Genomic DNA, 3,833 nt, shown 5'->3' with positions numbered 1-3,833 from the left:
CCCATCAAAGTCGTACTTTGATGGGAACCGGATGCGCGGCTTTGCCGTGACTGACGGCGCAGCGGGCACGGGCCGGTAGCTCAGGTGGTTAGAGCGCACGCCTGATAAGCGTGAGGTCGTAGGTTCAACTCCTACTCGGCCCACCAGATTGGAGCGTTGCGAGCGCCACCAGCGCCGCGGGCAAAGCCCGCGTCGTCGGACCTGCGGCGCAGGCCGGCCGTGCTGGTGGCTGTGCGCGATAGCGTTGCTATTGCGTCTCGCCACTGGCGCATGGGGCCTTAGCTCAGCTGGGAGAGCGGTTGCTTTGCAAGCATCAGGTCATCGGTTCGATCCCGATAGGCTCCACCATCGCTGCCGTGCGGCACGCTGAGAACGAACAACTATCCAGTTTGATGAAGACACGAGATCCCGTGTGCGCGAGCACCGGGTTAGGGGAGTGCGTGGCACTCCTTGTTTGACATTGTGAATGGGTTCTTAAAATCGATGCCGTGAAGGCGTCGGCTTTGAGGGGAAGCGCTGGCTGCGAGGCCGGCGTGCGAACCGATAGGCTGGCGATTCACAAATCTGGCTGAGATTAATCACCCGCACCTTTGAGCCACTTGAGCGCTACTGCCGAGTGAGCGGTCCCGCAGGGGGCTGTCTCCAGCGCTGATGTTGGTGGTGTGGGCTCTCAAGCGTGAGGTAAGGGCAATTCGTGGATGCCTTGGCGCATACAGGCGATGAAGGACGTGGCACGCTGCGATAAGCTGCGGTGAGGTGTGAGCAACCTTTGACCCGCAGATTTCCGAATGGGGAAACCCACTCATCCTGATTATCCCAGAAGAGCCGAGCGACGCCACGCGTGGCAGGCGCCCATCAAAGTATTACTTTGATGGGACCTGTGAAGCGTGCCGGCGCGCGGCTCAGCTAGGGTAATTGGGGTTTTGAGTATCTTGAGACTGAATACATAGGTTTCGAGAAGCGAACCCGGCGAACTGAAACATCTCAGTAGCTGGAGGAAAAGACATCAACCGAGATTCCGTTAGTAGTGGCGAGCGAACGCGGACCAGGCCAGTGCCTCTTGTTCAACTAGCAGAACGATCTGGAAAGATCGGCCGTAGCGGGTGACAGCCCCGTATGCGAAAGTGAGACAAGAGGACTCGAGTAGGGCGGAACACGTGTAATTCTGTCTGAACATGGGGGGACCACCCTCCAAGCCTAAATACTCGTATGCGACCGATAGCGAACTAGTACCGTGAGGGAAAGGTGAAAAGCACCCCGATGAGGGGAGTGAAACAGTACCTGAAACGGATTGCCTACAAGCAGTTGGAGGGTCCTTGAGGCCTGACAGCGTACCTCTTGCATAATGGGTCTGTGACTTAATGTTTCAAGCGAGCTTAAGCCGATAGGTGTAGGCGCAGCGAAAGCGAGTCTGAATAGGGCGCTATAGTTTGAAGTATTAGACCCGAAACCCGGCGATCTAGGCATGACCAGGATGAAGGTGTGGTAACACACACTGGAGGTCCGAACCGATTAACGTTGAAAAGTTACCGGATGAGTTGTGTTTAGGGGTGAAAGGCCAATCAAGCCGGGAAATAGCTGGTTCTCCGCGAAAACTATTGAGGTAGTGCCTCGAGCGAATACCGTGGGGGGTAGAGCACTGGATGGGCTAGGGGGTCGCGAGATCTACCAAACCTAACCAAACTCCGAATACCCACGAGTACTACTCGGGAGACAGACGGCGGGTGCTAAGGTCCGTCGTCAAGAGGGAAACAGCCCTGACCTACAGCTAAGGTCCCCAAGTCACGTCTAAGTGGGAAAGCATGTGGGAATCCCAAAACAACCAGGAGGTTGGCTTAGAAGCAGCCATCCTTTAAAGAAAGCGTAACAGCTCACTGGTCTAAATAAGGGTTCCTGCGGCGAAGATGTAACGGGGCTCAAGACGTGCACCGAAGCTTAGGGTGTGATCTTATGATCACGCGGTAGCGGAGCGTTCCGTAAGCCGGTGAAGCCATCTGGTAATGGGTGGTGGAGGTATCGGAAGTGCGAATGCAGACATGAGTAGCGATAAAGAGGGTGAGATGCCCTCTCGCCGAAAGACCAAGGGTTCCTGCGCAAGGCTAATCCGCGCAGGGTGAGCCGGCCCCTAAGACGAGCCCGAAGGGGGTAGTCGATGGGAATGCGGTTAATATTCCGCAGCCTGGTGGTGTGTGACGGATGGCGTGTGTTGTCGGCTCTTATCGGATTGAGCCGGCTTCGAAGCTGTCCCGGGAAATAGCCCCACCGTATAGACCGTACCCGAAACCGACACAGGTGGTCAGGTAGAGTATACCAAGGCGCTTGAGAGAAGTGTCCTGAAGGAACTCGGCAAATTGCCTCCGTACCTTCGGAAGAAGGAGGCCCAATGTAGGCGCAAGCCATCATTGGGGGCACAGGCCAGGGGGTAGCGACTGTTTAGCAAAAACACAGGGCTCTGCTAAGTCGGCTTCAAGACGACGTATAGGGTCTGACGCCTGCCCGGTGCCTGAAGGTTAAGTGGAGGGGTGCAAGCTCTGAAATGAAGCCCAGGTAAACGGCGGCCGTAACTATAACGGTCCTAAGGTAGCGAAATTCCTTGTCGGGTAAGTTCCGACCTGCACGAATGGCGTAACGACTTCCCCACTGTCTCCAGGACATGCTCAGCGAAATTGAATTCTCCGTGAAGATGCGGAGTACCCGCGGTTAGACGGAAAGACCCCGTGCACCTTTACTGCAGCTTCAGAGTGGCAGTGGACAAGAACTGTGTAGCATAGGTGGGAGGCTTTGAAGCGTCGGCGCCAGCTGACGTGGAGCCATAGGTGAAATACCACCCTGTTGTTGTCTACTGTCTAACCTCGTTCCGTGAAGCCGGAACAGGGACCCTCTGTGGCGGGTAGTTTGACTGGGGCGGTCGCCTCCTAAAGAGTAACGGAGGCGCGCGAAGGTTGGCTCAGGACGGTTGGAAACCGTCTGTTAGAGTGCAATGGCATAAGCCAGCCTGACTGCGAGACTGACAAGTCGAGCAGAGACGAAAGTCGGTCATAGTGATCCGGTGGTCCCTCGTGGAAGGGCCATCGCTCAACGGATAAAAGGTACGCCGGGGATAACAGGCTGATAACCCCCAAGAGCTCATATCGACGGGGTTGTTTGGCACCTCGATGTCGGCTCATCACATCCTGGGGCTGGAGCAGGTCCCAAGGGTTTGGCTGTTCGCCAATTAAAGTGGTACGTGAGCTGGGTTCAGAACGTCGCGAGACAGTTTGGTCCCTATCTGCCGTGGGCGTCGAAATTTGAGAGGAGTTGACCCTAGTACGAGAGGACCGGGTTGAACGTACCTCTGGTGTACCTGTCGTCGTGCCAACGGCGCAGCAGGGTAGCTATGTACGGACGGGATAACCGCTGAAAGCATCTAAGCGGGAAGCCTCCCTCGAGATAAGATTTCACAGGACGGTCGGAGACCACGACCTTGATAGATCGGATGTGGAAGCGCGGTAACGCGTGAAGCTAACCGATACTAATCGTCCTATTCGCGCTTGAGAGCACACACCCCCAACATCAGCGTTGGCCAGGTGATTACTCCCCAAAGCCAGGTGCATCGATTTTTATACCCCATGATGAACAGGACGGCGCGCTCAACAGCGCGCCGACCCGCAACGCGCCGGCTCCATTGCCTGGTGGCCATAGCGTCGGTGTCCCACCCGATCCCATCCCGAACTCGGACGTGAAACCCGACCGCGCCAATGGTACTATCGCTCAAGCGATGGAAGAGTAGGTCGCCGCCAGGCATTGTAGCCCGCGCGTTGCATATACACCATCAATACAAAGAACCCATTCAC

The 3,833-nt window shown here is 56.3% G+C and carries 2 tRNA genes and 2 rRNA genes; all 4 read left to right on the top strand.

Going from position 1 to position 3,833, the window contains the following annotated elements:
* The first annotated feature begins 69 nt into the window (after positions 1–69).
* The 4 genes from QBJ89_RS20010 to rrf all read left to right on the top strand — a co-directional run bounded on the left by QBJ89_RS20010 (position 70) and on the right by rrf (position 3,782).
* Positions 70–146, top strand: a tRNA-Ile gene (locus QBJ89_RS20010).
* Between the two features lie 126 nt (positions 147–272).
* Positions 273–348 (top strand) — tRNA-Ala (locus tag QBJ89_RS20005).
* A 323-nt stretch (positions 349–671) separates the two neighbouring features.
* Positions 672–3,535: ribosomal RNA gene (locus tag QBJ89_RS20000) — 23S ribosomal RNA — on the top strand.
* Positions 3,536–3,667: 132 nt separating this feature from the next.
* Positions 3,668–3,782 (top strand): 5S ribosomal RNA (gene rrf, locus QBJ89_RS19995).
* Positions 3,783–3,833: the final 51 nt, after the last annotated feature.

This window comes from Sphingomonas phyllosphaerae (genome assembly GCF_029623345.1).
In the GTDB taxonomy this organism is placed as follows: Bacteria; Pseudomonadota; Alphaproteobacteria; order Sphingomonadales; family Sphingomonadaceae; genus Sphingomonas; species Sphingomonas phyllosphaerae_C.
This window is presented reverse-complemented; position numbering and strand designations above follow the sequence as displayed.